The sequence below is a fragment of the Desulfotruncus arcticus DSM 17038 genome (assembly GCF_900113335.1).
Lineage (GTDB): Bacteria > Bacillota > Desulfotomaculia > Desulfotomaculales > Desulfallaceae > Desulfotruncus > Desulfotruncus arcticus.
On sequence record NZ_FOOX01000005.1, the window covers coordinates 31,280 to 50,483 of the forward strand.

At 40.3% G+C, this 19,204-nt stretch carries 19 protein-coding genes and 3 tRNA genes; 15 read left to right on the forward strand and 7 right to left on the reverse strand.

Translation table 11 applies throughout. The annotated features are described in order from the left end of the window. Window position 1 precedes the first annotated feature (1 nt). Genes BM056_RS08170 through BM056_RS08180 form a run of 3 tightly spaced genes read left to right on the forward strand, consistent with a single transcriptional unit; the run spans window position 2 to window position 2,392 of the window. On the forward strand, window positions 2–919 hold the full coding sequence (locus BM056_RS08170) for a branched-chain amino acid ABC transporter permease (protein ID WP_092470565.1): 918 nt from the start codon (window positions 2–4) through the stop codon (window positions 917–919). 4 nt (window positions 920–923) lie between these two features. Then, window positions 924–1,688 carry an ABC transporter ATP-binding protein gene (locus BM056_RS08175; protein WP_165613435.1) on the forward strand — a complete coding sequence of 255 codons (765 nt, stop codon included), beginning with the start codon at window positions 924–926 and terminating at the stop codon, window positions 1,686–1,688. After that, a complete protein-coding gene (locus BM056_RS08180) occupies window positions 1,688–2,392 on the forward strand; it encodes an ABC transporter ATP-binding protein (protein ID WP_092470569.1) in 705 nt (234 codons plus the stop codon). Before BM056_RS08175 ends, BM056_RS08180 begins: the two co-directional genes overlap by 1 nt. 53 nt (window positions 2,393–2,445) lie before the next feature. Here BM056_RS08180 and BM056_RS08185 read toward each other — a convergent pair whose 3' ends face one another. Next, window positions 2,446–2,805: a helix-turn-helix domain-containing protein gene (locus tag BM056_RS08185; RefSeq protein WP_165613436.1), complete on the reverse strand. Its 360-nt coding sequence runs from the start codon at window positions 2,803–2,805 to the stop codon at window positions 2,446–2,448. Between the two features lie 85 nt (window positions 2,806–2,890). On the opposite strand from BM056_RS08185, the gene trxB reads away from it, so the two are divergent. From trxB to BM056_RS08200, 3 genes are all read left to right on the forward strand, one after another. Further along, window positions 2,891–3,814 carry a thioredoxin-disulfide reductase gene (gene trxB / locus BM056_RS08190; protein WP_092470573.1) on the forward strand — a complete coding sequence of 308 codons (924 nt, stop codon included), beginning with the start codon at window positions 2,891–2,893 and terminating at the stop codon, window positions 3,812–3,814. 293 nt (window positions 3,815–4,107) lie between these two features. Beyond that, window positions 4,108–5,058, forward strand: a complete 951-nt coding sequence (gene meaB / locus BM056_RS08195) for a methylmalonyl Co-A mutase-associated GTPase MeaB (protein ID WP_092470575.1) — start codon at window positions 4,108–4,110, stop codon at window positions 5,056–5,058. A gap of 33 nt (window positions 5,059–5,091) precedes the next feature. Then, window positions 5,092–5,358, forward strand: coding sequence for a hypothetical protein (locus BM056_RS08200; protein WP_092470577.1), 267 nt, complete (start codon window positions 5,092–5,094; stop codon window positions 5,356–5,358). A 272-nt stretch (window positions 5,359–5,630) separates the two neighbouring features. Here the strand turns inward: BM056_RS08200 and BM056_RS08205 are convergent, their stop codons facing one another. Next, window positions 5,631–6,395, reverse strand: coding sequence for a hypothetical protein (locus tag BM056_RS08205; protein WP_092470579.1), 765 nt, complete (start codon window positions 6,393–6,395; stop codon window positions 5,631–5,633). A gap of 80 nt (window positions 6,396–6,475) precedes the next feature. On the opposite strand from BM056_RS08205, the gene BM056_RS08210 reads away from it, so the two are divergent. Then, window positions 6,476–9,250 (forward strand): helicase C-terminal domain-containing protein, encoded by a 2,775-nt coding sequence (locus BM056_RS08210; protein ID WP_092470581.1) that lies wholly within the window; start codon window positions 6,476–6,478, stop codon window positions 9,248–9,250. Between the two features lie 348 nt (window positions 9,251–9,598). Here the strand turns inward: BM056_RS08210 and BM056_RS08215 are convergent, their stop codons facing one another. Both BM056_RS08215 and BM056_RS27220 read right to left on the reverse strand, forming a co-directional pair. Then, window positions 9,599–9,997 (reverse strand): TIGR04086 family membrane protein, encoded by a 399-nt coding sequence (locus BM056_RS08215; RefSeq protein WP_092470583.1) that lies wholly within the window; start codon window positions 9,995–9,997, stop codon window positions 9,599–9,601. A 117-nt stretch (window positions 9,998–10,114) separates the two neighbouring features. Continuing rightward, a complete protein-coding gene (locus BM056_RS27220) occupies window positions 10,115–10,249 on the reverse strand; it encodes a hypothetical protein (protein WP_274377532.1) in 135 nt (44 codons plus the stop codon). A 186-nt stretch (window positions 10,250–10,435) separates the two neighbouring features. Here BM056_RS27220 and BM056_RS08220 point away from each other — a divergent pair, with 186 nt between their 5' ends. The 4 genes from BM056_RS08220 (at window position 10,436) to surE (ending at window position 13,222) form a co-directional block, all read left to right on the forward strand. After that, on the forward strand, window positions 10,436–11,503 hold the full coding sequence (locus BM056_RS08220; RefSeq protein WP_092470585.1) for a tetratricopeptide repeat protein: 1,068 nt from the start codon (window positions 10,436–10,438) through the stop codon (window positions 11,501–11,503). Between the two features lie 149 nt (window positions 11,504–11,652). After that, entirely contained in the window at window positions 11,653–12,213 is a 561-nt protein-coding gene (gene folE, locus BM056_RS08225; protein ID WP_092470587.1) for a GTP cyclohydrolase I FolE, read from the forward strand. Window positions 12,214–12,230: 17 nt separating this feature from the next. Beyond that, a complete protein-coding gene (locus BM056_RS08230) occupies window positions 12,231–12,419 on the forward strand; it encodes a YpmA family protein (protein ID WP_092470589.1) in 189 nt (62 codons plus the stop codon). 20 nt (window positions 12,420–12,439) lie between these two features. After that, a complete protein-coding gene (surE, locus tag BM056_RS08235) occupies window positions 12,440–13,222 on the forward strand; it encodes a 5'/3'-nucleotidase SurE (protein WP_092470591.1) in 783 nt (260 codons plus the stop codon). Here surE and spoVB read toward each other — a convergent pair. Beyond that, window positions 13,217–14,782 carry a stage V sporulation protein B gene (spoVB, locus tag BM056_RS08240; protein WP_337833493.1) on the reverse strand — a complete coding sequence of 522 codons (1,566 nt, stop codon included), beginning with the start codon at window positions 14,780–14,782 and terminating at the stop codon, window positions 13,217–13,219. The two genes, surE and spoVB, sit on opposite strands and share 6 nt — an antisense overlap. Window positions 14,783–15,023: 241 nt before the next feature. Between spoVB and fusA the strand changes: the two genes are divergently transcribed. The 3 genes from fusA to BM056_RS08255 all read left to right on the forward strand — a co-directional run bounded on the left by fusA (window position 15,024) and on the right by BM056_RS08255 (window position 17,340). Beyond that, window positions 15,024–17,048 (forward strand): elongation factor G, encoded by a 2,025-nt coding sequence (gene fusA / locus BM056_RS08245; protein WP_092470595.1) that lies wholly within the window; start codon window positions 15,024–15,026, stop codon window positions 17,046–17,048. A 136-nt stretch (window positions 17,049–17,184) separates the two neighbouring features. After that, window positions 17,185–17,259: transfer RNA gene (locus tag BM056_RS08250), tRNA-Gln, on the forward strand. A 5-nt stretch (window positions 17,260–17,264) separates the two neighbouring features. Further along, a tRNA-Lys gene (locus tag BM056_RS08255) sits at window positions 17,265–17,340 on the forward strand. A 56-nt stretch (window positions 17,341–17,396) separates the two neighbouring features. Here the strand turns inward: BM056_RS08255 and BM056_RS08260 are convergent. After that, window positions 17,397–17,804, reverse strand: a complete 408-nt coding sequence (locus BM056_RS08260) for a hypothetical protein (protein WP_131820743.1) — start codon at window positions 17,802–17,804, stop codon at window positions 17,397–17,399. Window positions 17,805–17,997: 193 nt separating this feature from the next. Next, a tRNA-Trp gene (locus BM056_RS08265) sits at window positions 17,998–18,073 on the reverse strand. 148 nt (window positions 18,074–18,221) lie between these two features. On the opposite strand from BM056_RS08265, the gene BM056_RS08270 reads away from it, so the two are divergent. Beyond that, window positions 18,222–19,154: a D-alanine--D-alanine ligase gene (locus BM056_RS08270; protein WP_092470599.1), complete on the forward strand. Its 933-nt coding sequence runs from the start codon at window positions 18,222–18,224 to the stop codon at window positions 19,152–19,154. The last annotated feature ends 50 nt before the right edge of the window (window positions 19,155–19,204 follow it).

The window sequence follows — 19,204 nt, forward strand, 5'->3', positions numbered from 1 at the left end:
TATGGCATTTCTCGATGGGTTATTACCTGCTTATTATGAATCAATTATAATTACCGTCGGCATATATATTATCCTTGCCCTTGGCTTGAATTTAATTACCGGCGTCACCGGTCAGCTTTCTCTGGGACACGCAGCCTACCTGTGTATAGGTGCCTATACTTCCGCAATTGTTACAATGAAGTTTGGTCTGCCGTTCATAGTAGCACTTTTATGCGCGGGTGTGGTTTCAGCACTTTTTGGTGTTCTCATCGGATTTCCGGTACTAAGACTGACAGGTGACTACCTGGCGATTTGTACACTGGGTTTTGGTGAAATATTAAAATCTGTACTTTTTAATATGCCTTATGTAGGTGGAGCCATGGGCATGGCAGGCATACCACCCAAAACAACGCTGCTGAACACGGTTATAATAGCGTTATTAGTTATCATTGTTATGATCAGAATGGAGCGTTCCAGGTTTGGCAGGTCTTTAGTGGCTATCAGAGAAGATGAAATTGCTTCCGAATGTATGGGGATTGATGCTTTCAAATATAAACTGCAAATGTTTGCCATCGGCACCTTTACCGCAGGTTTAGGCGGAGCCCTTTGGGCACATAAAATTATGGTTCTGCAGCCAAGGGATTTCGGCTTCATGAAATCTATTGAAATACTGAACATGGTTGTTCTGGGCGGCCTTGGAAGCATACCGGGAACGATTCTAGGGGCAACCCTACTGACAGCCATACCGGAAATTCTACGTTTTTCGTCTGAATACCGCATGATAATATACGGTGCTTTATTGGTAATCATGATGATTTTCAGACCTCATGGTCTGATGGGAAATATGAATTTTAACACTCTGGTCAAACGTACTTTTAAACGGTTTAATGCCGGCGCCGACAAGGAACAGAAAAATAAAAAATCAGGAATGGAGGGGTGAAAATTTGCCGTTACTAGAGCTTAATGAAGTAACCATTAAATTTGGCGGTTTGATAGCAGTGGACAGCGTGGATTTAACAATAGAAAAAGGTCAAATTCAAGCTTTAATCGGACCTAACGGAGCCGGTAAAAGTACCGTCTTTAATCTGGTAACCGGTATTTACCCCCCCACCAGCGGTACAATTAGCTTTAAAGGCCAGACAATTAATGGTAAAAAGCCGTACAATATAACAAAACTTGGTATAGCCCGCACTTTCCAGAATATTCGTTTGTTCAACGAGCTTACTGTTCTTGATAATGTAAAAATTGGACGTCATTGCAGGAGTAAGGCTGGTCCTTTTGGTGGCATAATTCAACCGCCTTCGGTTAAACGCGAGGAAAAAGAGATTGAACAAAGGTCATTAGAATGCCTCAGGTTAATGGATCTGGGAGATAAAGCGGAAGAACTGGCCAGAAATCTTCCCTATGGTGAACAGCGACGTCTTGAAATCGCCAGGGCGATGGCTTCAGACCCGGAAATACTACTGCTTGATGAACCTGCAGCCGGCATGAACCCGCAAGAGAAAATGGTCCTGGTTGAAAAAATTAAAAAGATCAGGGAAATGGGGCTTACTATTTTTTTAGTTGAGCATGATATGAAATTTGTCATGGGTATATCAGATAGAGTAGCAGTTCTTGATTATGGTAAAAAGATTGCTGACGGTCCTCCTGACGCAGTACAAAAAAATCCCGAAGTGATTGCTGCGTACCTGGGAAAGGAAGTGATCTAGTGCTTAATATAGAAAACATCGATGTTAATTATGGAGCAATCAGGGCGTTGGTGCAAGTTTCCCTGGAGGTCAATGAGGGAGAAATAGTGGCTTTAATTGGGGCTAACGGAGCAGGGAAAAGCACAACATTACGTTCCATATCGGGACTGGTAAAACCACAAAGCGGCAAAATAATATTTGAAGGACAAGAAATTCAAAATTTTCCCCCGCACAAAGTGGTTGAAATAGGGATTTCCCAAGTCCCGGAAGGAAGAAGGGTTTTTCCCCTGATGACAGTGCTGGAAAACCTGGAATTGGGCGCATTTACCAGAAAAGATCGAGCTGGCATTAAGGAAGATATAAATAACATCTTTTTAAGATTCCCCCGTTTGGAAGAGCGTAAGCAGCAGCCGGCAGGCACTTTAAGCGGAGGCGAGCAGCAAATGCTTGCAATTGGCCGGGCACTAATGTCCAAGCCAAAACTGTTATTAATGGATGAACCATCAATGGGGCTGGCGCCAATGTTGGTTCAGGAAATATTTAATATTGTCAAAGAAATAAACCAAACAGGTACAACAATTTTACTAGTAGAACAAAATGCCAGAATGGCGCTCTCTATCGCCCACCGGGCTTATGTTTTGGAAACAGGCTCTTTGGTAATGTCAGGGCTTGCCAAGGAACTGGCTGAAAACGAAGCGGTACAAAAAGCATATCTTGGTCACTAAAACATCACAAAAAGCGCATCAGCGCTTTTTTGTTTACCTTCTATTTTTCCTATCTAATCCAAAGAGTCCTTATCTTTTAAATATTGTTTTACCTGATCAATAATGTTTATATACAGCTTCAATTCCTGAGGCGAACAACCTTTTACAGCATTAATCAATTCCCTGACCAGAATATCTTCATCATTAATTTCAAAACCTGATTCCTCATATAAAAGCGATTCCAAACTTATATTTAACGCCACCGCTATTCTCTTTAGTGTTTTAACAGATGGAACTTTGTTGCCCCGCTCAACTTGACCTATGTAACTGTAATGTAAATTGGCACGTTTTCCTAAACCATCCTGGGTTAAACCTAATTTTAAGCGTATTTCCTTAATCCTTTTCCCCAAAATTTCCCTGTCTTGCGGTTTCACAGCCATCCCTCCCCGATTAAATATTTGACAAAAACATATAATTACGATATTATAATTAAGCAAATTTACCACCGGAGGTAATAGTATGGATAAGTTTGATGTTGCCATAATAGGAGGCGGCCCCGCCGGGCTGGCCGCAGGAATTTATACATCAAGGGCTGCCTTAAAAACAGTTTTAATTGAAAAAGGTATGCCCGGTGGTCTGGCTGCAAGTACAGAAATGATAGAAAATTACCCGGGGTTTGCCCAAGGCATTGGCGGACCGGAACTGGCAATGCAAATGGATGCGCAAGCCCGTAAATTTGGATTGGAAGTAAAATCAGCCAATGTTGAGATGATAATTTCAGCAAATGCCGGGTTTAGCATTAAAACAGATGACGAAGAGATAATTACTAGAACCGTTATTGTAGCAACCGGGGCACAGCCACAGAAATTAGCGATTCCCGGAGAAAATAAATTTCACGGACGTGGTGTTTCCTATTGTGCAACGTGCGACGGCGCATTTTTTAAAGACAAAATTGTAGCAGTAGTCGGAGGCGGCGACTCCGCTGTGGAAGAGGCTCTTTATCTGACCAAATTTGCCCAAAAAGTTTACATTATACATCGCAGGGATGAATTAAGGGCAACTAAAATTCTGCAACAAAGGGCCAAGGATAATGACAAGATCTCTTTCCTTTGGAATACAGTGGTTGAACAAATTAACGGCGAAGCAACGGTTAAGGAAATTATCACCAAAGATGTCCGCAATTGTGAAAAGAATTCACTCCAGGTGGACGGCGTATTTATTTATGTCGGTACCCGCCCAGTGACTGAGATATTAAAAGATTTAATTGATCTTGACGAACGAAACTATATATTAACAGACGAAAACATGTGTACTTCCAAGTCAGGCATCTTCGCAGCAGGAGACGTTAGAAAAAAATCGCTAAGGCAGGTTGTAACCGCCGTTGCAGACGGAGCAATTGCCGCCGTATCTGCTGAAAAATATCTTGAAGACCTCAAGCCCTAAAAAAGAATAGCTGTATCCTTGGATACAGCGGAGAAAGGGAGAGGAGATTAGGTTATTAACAATTTGATAGTTTTATTTTATTTGGAAAAGCCGATATTTCAAACAATTATCTCTTAAATGGCCAAAATTAAGACGTTAATGGAAAATAGCCCTACATATTGGTTCTATAACGCCTTCCGTGCACTATGGAAGGCTTTTATTTTTTAAAAACAACTGTTCAGACAGGAATTTAACCTTTGGCCGACGAATTTATATATTTAAAAGGTTTAGAATATTTGATCAGGAGGCTCCTTATGAAGGATTTACTCGATCGCTTTAAGATTAAAGAAACCAGGGCACTTGCCCGCCTGATCTCACTGCTCGAAAACGAAGACCCGAACCACGAAGAAATTCTAAAAAAAATTTTTCAGCAAACAGGTCGGGCTTACGTTATCGGTTTCACCGGTTCACCTGGAGCCGGTAAAAGTTCGCTTGTGGATCAAATAGTAAGAAAAATTCGCCAGCAAAATCAAACTGTAGGCATAATCGCAGTAGACCCCACCAGCCCATTTACAGGTGGCGCCCTTTTGGGCGACCGCATCAGAATGCAGGAACATGCTCTGGATAAAGGGGTTTTTATTAGGAGCATGGGCACCAGGGGCAGTCTGGGGGGACTGGCTAAAACAACTAAAGATGTAGTCAAAGCCATGGATGCATTTGGCTTTGATTGGGTCATCGTCGAAACAGTAGGTGTGGGTCAGGCGGAGTACGATATAATTAATGTAGCAGATACGACAATCGTAGTTTTAACACCCGGGGCCGGTGATTCCATTCAAACAATTAAAGCGGGGATTATGGAAATCGCCGATGTATTTGCCATAAATAAAGCTGATTTGCCAGGTGCCGACAGGGTAGCTGCTGAAGTTGAAATTATGCTAGATCACCAGTGTGATCAAAATAAATGGAGACCTCCAGTAAAACTGGTATCCTCGTTAACCGGACAGGGAATAAATGAATTATTGGAAGCAATTATGGAACACCGGTCTAATATGGAGGTAAATGATTTAATAAACAAGATACGTTCCGAAAGAATTAGGTCTGAAACCCTGGACATTGTCAATTATAAATGGCAGAAAAAAGTATACAAGCAGTTAAGCTTGCCCGGTAAGGTTAATGAACTGCTGGATCAGGTAACCCAAAAACAAATCGACCCATATACCGCAGCCTATTCCATATTAGATTATGTTGCCAAAAAAACCACCTAATCATAACGCGTTAAATATGTCAGGGAGAATAACATGAGTTTTAATCAGGAGCAACCAATGGATATCTCAACTTGCACGCCAGAAACCATCATACAATTTCTTACCGACATGGTTGAAGAATTAGATAGGGCGAGAAATAATCATCAACCGGAAAACTATTGCGCTTTTTTACACGGCCAAATCTCTGGATTAGCTATTGCATTAAGAACACTTTACCCCGGTCCGGGAAATTGGGGAGAAAAAGCTGCATTAATTTTGCGCCCGGTAATAACTGAACATAAATGTGATTGCCGGGACTAAAGCTTTAACACAAAGATAACCCAGAAAATCGTTTTCACGTTACTTTATCTGGCGCTCCGGTGGTTCCGCTCCGCGCGCTTCGCAATTTTCCTTGTAGTTCGTGTAGTTATTTCTGCATAACGCTTACAACAGATAGCCCTGTGATACTTTACGCCCTTTCGGGGGCAAGCTTTTGGGATTTGACGGGCCATGGACCGCATCCAGTGCCCCGCTTGCTCCGGGAATCCACCGGATCACCTTGCCTACGATATCTATTTTTGACCCTCGTATTTTTACTGAGTAGTGGCATTGATGTATATTTTTTCATTTGGAATATAAACTAAACTATTTATACCCTTGCTGGTATATTTATCCAACAACCGGCCTTTTCTGACCAAAACAGGCCGGTTGTTTACTGTTTCAATCCACATACCACAGACGACCAAGCAAGCATTGTTTTTTGATGCCGCCTCCAGCAGGGAACGTGACGGTGACCAACTTAACAACAGCTTATTTACATCCTGTTCCCAATTCCCGATAAAACAATAAATAACAGAATTCTCAACGCACCGGGGAACTGCATCATCAATTAAGTCATCCACCTGCCTTACAGTATAAAAAGTTTGCTGTTCACCGCGAGCTGCAATGGAATATTCTTTTTTAACAGTAACTTTATACTTTTCCCTGGCGTAACCGGAAGCAATACATAGTTGTCCATGAGCTGTAATAGGGCGATCATAACTTTTAAGGTCTTGAATCATAAGGGGAAATCCTTCTTCTTGTTCTAATAATTGAAGGTCCGCGCCCGTGGCTGCGGTAATTAGTGAATTACTGCTAAATTTAGCTTCACCGGTGATTTCCCCGTAGGCAATTTCTTCCCGGGCTTTATACCAGTAGTACGCGGATAAAGGAACTTTAATTGAGGATTCAATGCACCTGCCAAATGCGACCCCACCACCATTTCCTGATTTAATTAGTTTTAAATTTTCCTCCAACCAGGTTCTCCCCATAATGCTTTCAAAATACTTTATGGCGTCAGCCATAAATATTTCCCTCATCGATTCTTCCTCCGTTCATAAATACTAAAGGATAACTAGCGTCTTCCAAGAATAATACAACATACGGATAGAATCAGGAAGTGAAAAATTTGAAAAACTATATTGTTTGCGACCTTGAAACCTCCGGGCTTGACCCCCAAAAAGACAAAATTATTGAAATTGCTATGATTAAAGTTAAAGACTACAGCATCGTTGAAGCTTATCAAACCTTAATTAACCCGGGAATAAAACTACCTTTTAGAATTACCCGGTTAACGGGAATTAGTGACACTGAGCTTGCAGCCAGTCCAACTATCAACGAAATTTTACCTGACATTATTAATTTTATGGAAGGTATTCCAATGGTTGGCCATAATGTTGAATTTGACAGATCCTTTTTAGCCTCTTTACTTGGCCATCTACCATTCTCAACTTATCTAGATACATATGAACTTACCAAAATATTGTTTCCGCATTTTAATGATTACAGCCTCTCCGGACTGGCAAATCAACTTAATTTTAATCACCGGCCTTGCCACAGAGCAATGGATGACACCATAGCTGCCGTTGAATTACTCTCCGCATTATTAGAACGAGCCGGCAAGCTGGATTCCGCCGTTTTAAAACACCTTATAATGCTTTTGAGGGCAGGTAATTCCCCATGGTCTGAGATTTTAGAGGAATTACCTGCCGCTATATCTGAAAATGATAGAACGCTGTTAGAAAATAGTTTTTTTGCAATAAGTATTAATCATGAATTTAAAAAAAATCGCAACGTGCGGTTGCCGGATATTAATATTGAATATTATCTCGGCCAGGAGGGACAATTATCTAAACAATTGCCCAATTACAGATTAAGGCCGGGTCAGGTTAAGATGGCCAAGGTTGTAGAGACTGCTTTAGAAGAAAAAAAAGTGTGTTTTATTGAAGCCGGGACGGGAACAGGAAAAACAATAGCTTATTTACTGCCAACCTTATTATGGGCCTTAAAAACGAAACAGCAGGCAGTGATATCTACCAATACAATTAACCTTCAGGAACAAATCAAGCACCAAGATATACCTTTATTGCACAGCATGCTTAACCTTGACTTTGGTTTTGCATTTTTAAAGGGCAGGCAAAACTATATTTGTCTTAAACGTTTCTTGAACATTATTTCAAATATTAGTACGAATGCCCCTAATGCTTATCTATTTTTCGCGCGGGTTTTGATTTGGCTGCTGGATACAAAAAACGGTGATAAAAGTGAATTAAATATCACAGGGCCGGAAAACTATTATTGGTTACGAATTTGTACCGATGCGGAATCATGCACTGGTAATTCATGTATGTGGCAAAGCAATTGTTTCATTTCCCGGGCAAGGCAGCAGGCTGAAAATTCACCAGTTGTAATTACCAATCATTCCTTACTATTTTCAGACCTGGTGGCTGATGTTAAAATACTTCCGTCTTATTGTGCTCTTGTTATCGATGAAGCGCACCATCTTGAAGAAGCGGCAAATATTTATTTAGGGAAAAAGATTTCATTTATGGAATTAAAACACTGGTTATTATCAACCGGCAAATATTTTCAAAAGGCATCTACTGCCTTTGCCAGCGCTGATAATCAACTTAAAAAATTACATTTGGAAACTTATAATGCCATAAAAGAATTACTGGCAGCTATCAACACATTTGTTCAACACTTTATTGGAAAAAGTACAGAGTATTTCGGTCATAGAGCAGGAATTGGCTTAATAAAGTTCCGTCTCAAGCAAGACTCCGAAATAGTCCAGACAAACCATGCGGATTACTTAAATTTAATTTTTTACTTAAAAAATTTAAAATCTCAAATTAAGGCTGTAAGCACTGAGTGTGGTTGCCAAACTTCTTCAGAGCAAAGGCCGGAAGATTGTAAACCCACTGATTTGCGCAATATTCTTAATAAATTAGATAACTATCTGGAAGATTTATCATTAGTTTGGGAAAACGCACCAGATAACCACGTTTGTTGGGCGGAAATATCCGGCGGTACCATAAACTCCGAAATAAATTGTGTATTTTATGCTACACCCATTGATATTGGCCACCTTTTAAACGAAAAACTATTTAATAAAGCAAAAGGCGTAATATTTACCTCTGCCACATTATCGGTAAACCATAAATTTGATCATCTAATTAAACAGTGGGGGCTGGAAAGTCTGCCCCCCAACCAATTGGAAACTGTGATCGTGAATTCGCCCTTTAATTTTGATAAACAGTGCTTTTTATCTATAGTAGAAAACCTGCCACAGTATAATACAGAAGAAAAACAATATACAGAAGCAGTTACTCAAGCAATTTTTTCATTAACAGAACGTTTAGGGGGCAGGACACTGGTTTTGTTTACATCACATTCCATGTTAAAAGCAATATACAGTCGAACCAAACCTTTATTTGATGACGCCGGTATCTGCTTGCTGGGACACAAAATAGACGGTGGCAGGACCAGGTTAGTTCGTGAATTTAAAAAAGGCAAGAATAATGTTTTATTTGGCGCCTCGAGTTTTTGGGAGGGCCTGGACATACCAGGTAATTCGTTAGCCCAAGTCATTATTGTCAAGCTCCCGTTTAGCCCTCCCAATGATCCAATAATGCAAGCTAAAATGGAAATAATGAACCAACCCGGATTTAATGGCTTTTATGAGCTGAGCTTACCACGGGCTGTTATTCGTTTTAAACAAGGTTTTGGCAGGTTAATCAGGAGTGAAGAGGATCAGGGACTGGTGGTTGTGCTTGATGGACGGATCACTTCAAAAAAATACGGAAAAGTTTTTTTAAACTCTTTACCCATAAAATCATATTTGTCGGGTGACCTGGATATAGTTATAAAACAGTTATCTTTGTGGGTAAATTAGCCATTTAATAATTCAAAGCACATCCTAACGCTTACACCAATATATTAATATAAAACGCGAAGGAGAGTGAAAGTTTTGAGGGTATATTTTGTGCGCCTTCCTTCTTTTTTACGCAATTGGTTAATGAAAGTTATCAAGTAGCAAGAAGCAGGTAAAAACCTGCTTCTCTTTTTTACACTCATTTCAATCAAATAACGCTAACTTAAACATATAATATTATACCGATACTACGGAGGTGAAAATATGACTCGCAAAATTAATCTCCGTTTAATCATCGGAATATTAACCATTATCGCCGGGGCTATTTTATATGTTCTATCATTATTGAAATCATAGAGGTTAGATCATTTACCTGGACAGTCCAACCCCCAAAATTCCCCCTATGGCCCCTGAAACTATTGATATTAAAGCTTTCTGGATGGTATAGATAAAACTTACCCCATGGCCCATAAAAAATTTTGCTACCAACCAGCTAACCAGTACACACATCAAAGCCACCATTATTCCATGCAATAGCCCTTTATAAGCTGCTTCCCTGGATGCAACAATACTTCCGGCGAAAATGCTCAGATAAAACAGTGAAGCAGACGTCTGTGGTAAAGATTCCTCAGACAAGGATGTCAAATGATAAACTGTGCCCATCAAGGCACATCCTGTTACTGTTATTACCAGGGCTGCAGTTAAACCTTTTAAAACAGCACTAGTGTTTAACAATGCCCCTGTCTTTTGTTCCCGCATGGCAGCCATGCCCAGTCACCTCCCGTTTATCATCATTTTTATGTACCAAACTGAATATTATACCAATAAAAACGCGCGCCATATCAGTTCCCTTAGCGCGCGTGTTTTTATACTTTATTCAGTTTTTTAATCTTCTTCGTGATCTGTAAAATCCTTGTCCCAACGTCCATCCAGATTAATCATGGTTGCAGAACCGGTTGGTTCTTCCACAAAGGATTCAATCTCCTCATTAAAATTTTTTTTCTTCTTTTTTTCTGCCATTAGATGCTACCTCCTGAGGAATTTATCCAACATGAAATATGAATCTACTTTCTTTACACCCTATTTTTTTGTAATTTGTCAGTTCTATTCACAATATGTTTATTATTTTATGGATTTATTGGTAGGGTTTGGGATTAACAAAATAGAAATTATTTATATCCAAACATGAAAGGGGTGTAGTTTGGGGTGAATTTTAAAGGCAGCGTAGTTTTTCTTTGCAGTTTGGCATTTATCTTGGAAACATTGGGTACTAACAAAAGTGCGATGAAAATTGTTAACAAAGCATTGGCTAAAGACCCCCACAATAAAGAATTAAATCTAAAAGCAAGTAGATTAAATCTCAAAGGAGGACAGGTCGACAAGGCGGTAACACATTGGAAAAAAGCTGCAGGACCCGAAAATATAGGCAGTTTCTTGTACTGGTTGGACAAAACCAAAAAAACCAGTAGAATTGGCCAGGCAACGCCTGATCATAACCTAAAAAACAATAATCCATGGGATGATTTGGCAGGTGTAGTTAGAAAATGGCCGGTAAAACAGCCGGTATTAAATGATGTCGGATTGGGATTACTTGAGCGAGGCTACATTAGAGAAGCACTGCAAATATTCTTGCAAGATCTTAAAACCAGTAAAAATGATGCTTATCTATTGTTTAACACCGCCTTGGCTTATAGTAAGCTGGACGATCACGCTATAGCGTTAGAATATTATATTAAAGCCCAGAGAGCAGGGTTAAACAGCCTTGAACTGCTAAATAATAAAGGGTATAGTTTATTTTGTTTAAACAGATTTGAGGAAGCGCAAACTTGTTACGAACTAGCTCGCGGTCTTGCTCCCAATGATTATATCGTATTAAATAATTTGGCAGCCTGTTATGTTAAAACAAAACAATTAGACAAAGCTGAGAGTTGCTTTATTGCTGCTGTCAGAAATAATCCCGGCGATGCTCTTTTAATTAACAATTTAGCCATGTGTTTAGATATTTACGGCAAGTCCAAAGAGGCCATAAGACAATATGAAAAGGCTTATTCAATTGAGAGAGATATAGGTAATAAAAACAGAATATTAAAAAATAAAATTCATTGTCTGATAAAACTTAATAGATACGAAGAAGCATTGGAGCTTTGTGAATTAATTTTGTCAAAGTACGATGACAATGAGATCTGGGGAATTCAAGCAGACTTGTTGAATGAGTTGGGAAGGACCGGTGAGGCTGCTGAAAGCTATCGAAAAGCGTTGGGTTTGGTAGGTTAAGAAACGGGTGCGAAAAAGCACCCGTTTTTTGTTTATTCTTTTAAGCAGGACGAACCGCAAAAATATAGAAATATTCAAAGTATTAATGTCGAGTTATAATAGTTTAAAACAATATATGTTATTTTTTTGGAAGGAGCGAGTTTAGACATATGGTTGACAGGGAAAAAGTTGAAGTTGCAGTAAAAATGATTTTAGAAGCCATTGGCGAAGATCCCGAAAGGGAAGGTCTAAGGGAAACGCCGGCCCGGGTCGCAAGAATGTACAGTGAAATTTTCTGTGGACTTTGGGAAGATCCACAAACACATTTGTCCAAAATGTTCTCTGAAGAACATGAGGAAATGGTTTTAGTTAAAGACATTCCTATCTATTCAATGTGTGAACATCATTTACTTCCTTTTTATGGTAAAGCCCACGTGGCCTATATCCCCCGCAAAGGAAATGTGACAGGCTTATCTAAATTAGCGCGTGTTGTAGAAGGGTTTGCCAAGCGACCTCAATTACAGGAAAGATTAACCAGCCAAATTGCGGACACAATTATGAAAAAGCTCAACCCGCATGGTGTCATTGTTGTCATTGAAGCTGAGCATATGTGTATGACCTTGCGCGGCGTTAAAAAACCGGGATCAAAAACAATTACATCAGCGGTCCGCGGACAGTTTCAACGCAGTGAGGCTACAAGAGCTGAAGCTTTTTCATTAATCGGGAAATAGCGGGGAGGAACATTAACATGGGTAATGAAGATTTTAAACAAGACAAATTAATTCCAATTGCACAAAGATCATTTGCTTCTTATGAAGAAATGTACAGAATTGTAGATTTCTTAAATAAAACTTTGAAAGAGAAATATAATATAATGTTTGGTCTTACCAAAAATAATAAAGACGGTTCTATGGTAATAACTATTTATGAATTTTAGATTTCACTCGGAGGTAAAAAATGCGCATCCTTATTAGCAATGACGATGGAATTCAGGCCGAGGGGCTTATAAAGCTTAAGCAAGCTCTAGACCCCTTGGGCGAAGTTCTTGTCGTTGCCCCTGACCGCGAAAGAAGCGGGACAGGTCACGGTATAACGGTTCATAAACCCTTAAGGCCCAAGCAGGTTAATTTTAACGACGGTACAACTGGCTGGTCCGTCAACGGCACCCCGGCCGACTGTGTTAAGCTGGCTATTGAAGCGCTGCTGGACAAGACGCCGGATATTGTTATATCGGGTATAAACCGGGGCGCCAATTTAGGTACTGACGTTTTATATTCCGGCACCGTTTCCGCTGCAATTGAAGGTATAATTAACGGCATTCCCTCGGTAGCAATCTCTCTGGCAACATACGAAAATAAAGATTTTAAGTATGCAGCCCGGTTCGCCGCCAGAGTAGTATCCATACTATCGAAAAATAAGCTGCAAAGTGGATGCTCTTTAATCAATATTAATATCCCCCAGGGCTCACCTAAGGGTGTCAAGGTGACACGCTTAGGCAACAGACGCTACGAAAATGTATTCCATAAAAGAATTGACCCGCGGGGAGGAGTTTATTACTGGATGGCCGGTGAGCCTAAAGACATGATACCGGAAAAACCGATACTTGACGCAGATACAGATTTTGATGCCGTTAATAATGGTTTCATTTCAGTAACACCATTGCATTTTGATTTGACTTACTTTAATGGCATAGGGGAAATGGAAAAAATAATTGGCTTAATGGGAGAGCCTTTGTTATAGATTCTTAAATCTAAAAATTTTTTTAAATTTCTCCTTATCTTGATTATTAATTCCACCGCTAATAAGCATTAAAACCATGTAAACACCGCTGCCTAAAAAAAGAGAGGCAAATAAAATAAAACCTTCACTCATACCGCAGGTGTTTAAAAAAACCTTAACGTAATTTATTACAGCATACATACCCATGGAACAGGTTACCGGTTTGATTACATTATCCCGCAAGCCTATAGAAAAGCCCGTTATTCTTTGCAGGCTGAGCGTATTTAATACTGCCATAATAATAAAGCTTGTTCCTATGGCTATAGCACTCCCCTTAATACAAAGTTCAGGTATAGCTGTAAGAAAATAAATCCCAGTTATACTAACCGTGGAGGATAAAAGCAAATTTTTAAAAGGTATATCTGCCCTGCCAATTCCCTGTAGTATGCCGGTTATGGCCTGCTGCAAATATAAAAAAGGACCTGACAACGCCAATATCTTTAAACTGGCTCCTGCCATGGGATAACCAAATAAAACACCACATAGCTCGTCCGCAAGAATAAGAAAGAAAACTGCTGCAGGTACACCAACCTGCATGACAATACGAACGGCATCTATAATCCTGATCCTTACCAAGCTAAGATTTTTTAAAGCCACAGCATCGGACATTGCCGGTACCAAAGCCGTAGCCAGAGCTATTGTTACTACGCCGGGAATAAATAGTAATGATTCTGCTATGCCAACCAATTGACCATATTCCTTTGTTGCTTGTGATAGTGACAGACCTGAAACATAGAGCCTTTGCGGAATCATTACAGCCTGCACTGACATCAGTGCCGTTGCCACAAAACGGGTGAGCGTGACCGGTATGGCCAGGTTAAAAATTCTGGTCAGCATATCTTTTAAACCAAAGCTGACTGAATTCCCAAACATTAACCGCGGCCTGTGTCTTGAATATATACTCAGCATAAAAATTAACCCGGTCAATTCTCCAACTACTACTCCCAAAGACAACCCCACAGCGGCATATTCAATTCCACGAGGGAGCATTAGTGAGGCAAAAAACAAACCGATACAAACTCTGACTAATTGTTCTATAGTCTGTGTAACAGCTGTTGGCCCCATTTGCTGCAACCCCTGAAAGAACCCCCGAAACGCAGAACTTATAGATACTATTAATACACCGGGAATCAAGCATAAAAAACAATTATACACTTTGGGGTTGGCGAAAATATGATTTTTAAAAAAGGGAGCACCAACAAGCAGCAGGGTGGTAAAAAAAATACTTGAACCCGCAAGTAATAAAAACGATATTTTAAAAATCCGGTAAGCACCGGATAGATTTTTTTTAGCCACTTCTTCGGCAACCAACTTTGAAATAGCCAGTGGTATACCGGCAGTTGCCAAAACAAGAACCATAATATATACAGGGAAAACCATATTAAACAGCCCAACACCCTCAGGGCCGATTAAGCGCATCATCCCAATTTGGTAGAGGAAACCAACCAAACGGTTAATTAAACCTGCAGCGAGTAATACCATAGCACCCTTTAAGAAAGAACTATTAGCCAAGTCAACCACCCCAAAATTTACTAAATTATGTTTATGTGGGTTACAATTAAAATATTTTTCAAACTACACAGGAATTTAAAAACAGTTCGTAGAAAAAGTAAAAGTTAGTAGAAACCCGTATTTGCTGCGGCCAGGGAGCCCTTGTGGGCTATTTTTGTGTCTAAAACCAATTTAAGGAATTTTTTGCAGCAGATAAAGTATAGAAAAAGGGTTGGAGGGAAACCATTATTTACAAAAGGAGGCAAGTATCTTGAAGAATTATAGTACCGAACAGCTGCGTAATATTTGCATTGTTGGCCATGGTGGCGTGGGAAAAACATCTCTGGTTGAAACTATGCTTTTTAATACTGGGGTTATAAATAGAATTGGCCGGGTTGAAGACGGGACAACCGTTGCTGATTACCATCCTGAGGAAGCACAGCGTCAATCCACCGTTCACACCAGTTTGATCCCCATTGAAATAAATAACACTAAATTAAATTTAATGGATACCCCGGGCTTTTCCGACTTTATTGGCGAGGTCAGGGGGGCACTTCGAGTAGCCGATACCGCCATGTTTGTTCTTTCAGCAGTTGACGGGGTACAAGTACAGCATGAATTAATTTGGAAATCCGCCCAGAAGGCCAATATGCCCAAGGTTGCTTTTATCAATAAAATGGATCGGGAAAATGCAAGCTTCAGCAAATTAATGGATGATTTAAACGCTAAATTTGGTGCCATTTTTACACCAATTAATTTCCCCATTGGTGATGGCCTTGAATTTAAGGGAACAGTTGATGTTCTTACTCAAAAAGCTTATGAGTATGACGGTGATGGCAAAGCTAAAGAAGTAGCAATCCCTGATAACCTGCAGGACCAGCTGGAAGAGTACCGGGAAAAGCTAATTGAAGCAGCCGCCGAGGGCGACGATGACCTGACCATGAAATACCTGGAAGGGGAAGAATTGACACCGGAAGAGATTGTCAACGGCTTACAAAAAAGTATTGCCGACGCCAAAGTCGTTCCTGTCCTTTGTGGTTCTGCAACCAAAAATATGGCCATAAATGACCTAATGATATTTTTAGCCCAATACTTACCCGCACCTAAATGTGAAGAAGGGCCATTAGCCGCCTTGGTATTTAAAACCCTAGCTGACCCCTATGTGGGCAGAATGAATTTCATCCGTGTATTCCGGGGCACCTTAAAGGCAGACTCACAAGTATATAACATTATCAAAGAAAAGAATGAAAAAATCGGCCAGATACTTTATGTGCGCGGCAAGAATTCCGAGCAAACCCCGGCAGTGCCATGTGGAGATTTGGCTGTAGTTGTAAAACTAACAGATACAGCTTCCGGCGACACACTTTGCGATAAGGATAAAAAGGAAAAACTTGATGGTATCGATTTCCCGGTACCCAACTATACACTGGCTATTGCGCCTAAGAGTAAAAACGACGAAGACAAATTAGGAGATGCAGTAAATAAGCTTTTGGAAGAAGATCCTTCTCTAAAAGTTGACAAGAATGTCGTAACCAAGCAAACCATTTTAACTGGAATTGGGGAAGCTCACGTTAACATCGCCATTAGCAATCTTAAACGCCGTTACGGTGTAGATGTAACCGTGGAAGAACCCAAGGTTCCCTATCGCGAGACAATACGCTCCAAAGTGGAAGTGGAAGGTAAGCATAAGAAACAATCCGGCGGTCGCGGGCAGTACGGGCACGTTTGGATTCGTTTTGAGCCACTGGCTGAAGGAGATTTTGAATTTCATGAGGAAGTGTTTGGCGGTGCTGTGCCGCGCAACTATTTCCCGGCTGTAGAAAAAGGTTTAAGAGAATCCCTACTGGAAGGTGTCCTCGCCGGCTATCCCACTGTTGGCTTAAAAGCCACGCTTTATGACGGATCTTATCACAATGTTGACTCTTCGGAAATGGCATTTAAAATAGCTGCATCACTGGCATTTAAAAAGGCAGTACCTAATGCCAAGCCTGCTCTGCTAGAGCCCATTAACTACGTGGAAGTAACAGTTCCCGACGAGTTTATGGGCGATATAATCAGCGACTTTAACACCAAACGCGGACGTGTTCTTGGTACCGATCAGGTTGAAGATGGAACGGTTATCAAGGCCCATGTTCCCCAATCTGAAATGTTCAAATACGCCAATGACCTAAAGTCTATGACTCAGGGCCGCGGCCAGTTCAAAATGGAGTTTTATAGCTATGAAGAAGTTCCCGCCAAGCTTGCCGAGGATATAATTAAAAAAGCTAAGGCGGAAGCTGAAGCTGAAGGAAAATAATCATCAAGGGCTGGATATATGTCCAGCCCTTGACTCTATATTAATTTTGGTTAATAATAAAAATATTACAACTTGCATATTAAGTTTTTTTATGTTAGAATTTTTATTGCATCAAAAACAGGTTTGCTTTCACAATTGGGGCGTAGCCAAGCGGTAAGGCACCGGACTCTGACTCCGCCATTCGTTGGTTCAAATCCAACCGCCCCAGCCAGAAAAGGGCCATTAGCTCAATTGGCAGAGCAGGCGACTCTTAATCGTCAGGTTGAAGGTTCGATTCCTTCATGGCCCACCATAATATAACCTTAAAACTGGGCTTTTTAAGCCCAGTTTTTAACTAGTTTAGCTTTTTTAGCGTGCTAATTTCTTTTGGGCCAGCAGTTGCACATCATGTTTGACAACTTTAAGCAGTACATAATCCAATTTATCGTCCATGTCGGATAGTTTCAACATAACCTGGTTGTACCTATCATCTTGAAGCCGGTTTGCATCAAATAAGACTCTGATTTTATTAATAACTTCATCCTCAATACGTATTTCCAGCTGATCGACTTTTGATTCCAACTTATCCATACGGGACTCAATTTTATCCATACGAGACTCAATACGGGCTTGTCCTTCAGCTAAATTCCTTTGCCCTTCAACTAAATCTTTTTGTCCTTCAGCTAAATTCCGTTGTTCTTCAACTAAATTCTTTTGCCCTTCTGTAAGCGCTTGAAGTTGCTTTAAAACCAAGCCTTGAAACTCCTCATTGGTCACGTATCTCACATCCCTTCATTTTGGTTCTCTTTCCATCCTGATCTAATCGCTTCTTCGGCTTCTGCAGAGGTAATTTACGCCTCTTGAAAAATTTTACCACATCTAGTGTTATATTAAAATCATTTGGGATGCTTTCCTAAAATACAAGAAGCAAGAAGCGTTGCAATGACTTGCAACGCTTCTTGTTTCTCTCTGGCAGGGGAGACAGGACTTGAACCCGCAGCATTCGGTTTTGGAGACCGACGCTCTACCAATTGAGCTACTCCCCTATAATATAATTATAATTAGCACAGCAAAGATATTATAAATTAATATTTTAACTCAGTCAAGGGAAATATGTGGTCCATAAAGGATTTTTGGGAACCTAAACGAATATATTTAACTATAGATAGCTTATTATTTTTGGGAGGTGGCTAAATGGGCCCCAAAATAGGCGTTTTATGTGGTGGTCTTTCTGCAGAAAGAGAAGTTTCATTAAAAACAGGCGAGGCTATTTATAAAGCTCTTTTAAAGAATAAATATAATGCTGTTAAAATTGACGTAGATAAAAACATTGCAGAGAACTTAAAAATAAATAACATTGAATTAGCCTTTGTGGCTTTACACGGAAAATACGGAGAAGACGGTACTATCCAGGGTCTTTTGGAAATTTTAGGTATACCTTATACCGGTTCTGATGTTTTAGCCAGTGCAACGGCCATTAATAAAATTGCGACTAAAAAAGTTATGGCTTATGAAGGGATTCCAACTCCCGGCTATTTTGCAGTTTCACGGTGGGAATATACCAACAACCCCGGTTCGATTGCCTCCCAAATTGAAAAACTTGGTCTGCCAGTGGTCGTTAAAGCGGCAACTCAGGGGTCAACAATAGGCATATCTTTTGTCAACACAAAAGAACAAATAAGCAACGCTTTTGAAGATGCATTTAAATATGATGATAATGTCTTGGTGGAAAAAATGATCGACGGAATCGAAATTACTGCATCCGTACTTGGTAACGAAAGCCCACAAGCACTTCCACTTATTGAAATTGTATCAGCCACAGGGATATATGATTATAAAGCCAAGTATACAGTAGGTTTAAGCGACCACATTATCCCCCCTAGAATTAATAATGAATTACAAGAAAAGATAAAAACGCTGGCAATTAGGACTTATCAAGCTGTGGGGTGTAGGGGGTTAGCCAGGGTGGACTTCATGGTTGATGCGTCTGGAAAAGCATATGCATTAGAGGTCAATACCATCCCCGGCATGACTGAGACCAGTCTGTTTCCTGATGCAGCAAAAGCCGCCGGAATTTCCTTTGAAGCGTTAGTTAAAAAGCTCGTCGATTTAGCTGTCCCCAAATAAACGGAATCCAAGCAGATTCCGTTTTATAAAAACCAAATGGACAGGCAGGA

Bases quoted from the DNA above. Each gene is read 5' to 3' on its own strand.
- BM056_RS08270 (WP_092470599.1), top strand. From the start codon at position 18,222: ATGGGCCCCAAAATAGGCGTTTTATGTGGTGGTCTTTCTGCAGAAAGA.
- BM056_RS08170 (WP_092470565.1), top strand. From the start codon at position 2: ATGGCATTTCTCGATGGGTTATTACCTGCTTATTATGAATCAATTATA.
- folE (WP_092470587.1), top strand. From the start codon at position 11,653: ATGGTTGACAGGGAAAAAGTTGAAGTTGCAGTAAAAATGATTTTAGAA.
- trxB (WP_092470573.1), top strand. From the start codon at position 2,891: ATGGATAAGTTTGATGTTGCCATAATAGGAGGCGGCCCCGCCGGGCTG.
- surE (WP_092470591.1), top strand. From the start codon at position 12,440: ATGCGCATCCTTATTAGCAATGACGATGGAATTCAGGCCGAGGGGCTT.
- BM056_RS27220 (WP_274377532.1), bottom strand. From the start codon at position 10,249: ATGGCAGAAAAAAAGAAGAAAAAAAATTTTAATGAGGAGATTGAATCC.
- BM056_RS08215 (WP_092470583.1), bottom strand. From the start codon at position 9,997: ATGGCTGCCATGCGGGAACAAAAGACAGGGGCATTGTTAAACACTAGT.
- BM056_RS08200 (WP_092470577.1), top strand. From the start codon at position 5,092: ATGAGTTTTAATCAGGAGCAACCAATGGATATCTCAACTTGCACGCCA.
- meaB (WP_092470575.1), top strand. From the start codon at position 4,108: ATGAAGGATTTACTCGATCGCTTTAAGATTAAAGAAACCAGGGCACTT.
- BM056_RS08230 (WP_092470589.1), top strand. From the start codon at position 12,231: ATGGGTAATGAAGATTTTAAACAAGACAAATTAATTCCAATTGCACAA.
- BM056_RS08205 (WP_092470579.1), bottom strand. From the start codon at position 6,395: ATGAGGGAAATATTTATGGCTGACGCCATAAAGTATTTTGAAAGCATT.